The organism is Photobacterium sp. ABD4_091 (genome assembly GCF_056160145.1).
Window position 1 is genome coordinate 1 of the sequence record NZ_JBSWWQ010000016.1, and the last position, 1,413, is coordinate 1,413.

Genomic DNA, 1,413 nt, shown 5'->3' on the forward strand with positions numbered 1-1,413 from the left:
AGCTCGGTTGGAGGCTCCTTTGCTCTTCTCGCCTGATATTGACTCGTATTAACCTAATTAGAGCGTTTATAAGGCCTATTTTCTGTAAGCAGCCCAGCACCAAGGCCATCTTCTTGATATTTTGAGCAGCAGCGGCCAACCAACATTGCATCTGCACCTTGTTCAACCCCCGGAACCGTGCATATCGGTGACCATGATGCTGTTTCGCATCTGCGAAGCTTCTTTCTACCGTTTCTCCCCTTCGCCGATAGGTCCTTTTACCATAAGGTGTCAGCCGTATTTTGTTTGCTCGTTCCACAGCCTCCGCGTAGATATGCCGGGTTATCACCTTCTTCATTGTTTTGCTTTGGGTGCAGTCATTTCTCATCGAGCAGAGCTCACACTCCTTGGGGGCCGAGTGGTATTCTCTGTAGCCTTCTCTTGACGTGGTTTTATAGATAAGTTCCTGGCCATTTGGGCACAGGTAAGTGTCTGTTTCTTTGTTATAGATAAAGTGCTTCTTCTTGATAGCATTCTGGGTGCGAGGCGGCCTACGGTAACCAAAGAGGCCAAGGATTTCTCTTCGTTCAAGGCTCTCAGCAACAGGAGCCGTGAAGTATCCAGCATCAAGGCCTACGGCTATAGGATTCAGGTTGAACTGGTTGAGCGTGTAGTCTAGCCGATTGATATAAGGCTGGGAGTCATTGACGTTACCTGCGGTCGCATAGGTATCGACGATAATCCCATGCATGCCATCGACGGTGCGGTGGTCAAGGTAAAAGAACCCTTGCGGCTTGTTATCCCGCGTCATAAAGCCGCTTTCAGAATCAGTCGTGCTCACTTTGGTATTTTTGAGCTTAGGCTCTGATTTTCGCTCAGCTAAAGGTTTTTTCCCTTCGGCTTCCCGCTCCTTGGCCACATCTTCGTTGAGCATCTCAAGGTAGGCACTGGTGCGGACAGCTTGCTGTTCATTGGTAAATTTCTTCTTGTTAGCATTGGCTTTGAGGTGGGTGCTGTCGGTGAATAATTCATTCCCGGCGACGAGCCCTTTATCCATGGCCTGGAGTACGATATTGGTAAAGATGCGTTCAAAAATATCCGTCCCGTTGAAGCGGCGGATGCGGTTTTGGCTGAGCGTCGAGGCATGGATAACTTTCTCTGTCAGTGACATGCGAAGGAACCACCGATAGGCCACATTGACCTCGATTTCTTTGACTAGCTGACGCTCGCTCTTGATGCCAAAGATGTAGCCCAGCAGGATGATTTTAAACAAGCGGACGGGGTCAACAGGAGGCCGGCCATTGTCTTGGCAATATAGGTGAGCGACTTCGTCTCTAATAAATTCGAAATCTATAACTTGGTCGATTTTACGTACGAGATGATGCTTCGGAACCAGCTGTTCCATTGTGACCATTTCGAGTTCGTACTGTTGGG

At 48.8% G+C, this 1,413-nt stretch carries 1 protein-coding gene; it reads right to left on the reverse strand.

Going from position 1 to position 1,413, the window contains the following annotated elements:
• A partial coding sequence (locus ACXAGQ_RS29050) for an IS1182 family transposase (RefSeq protein ID WP_475258727.1) occupies positions 1–1,413 on the reverse strand: 1,413 nt, incomplete at both ends.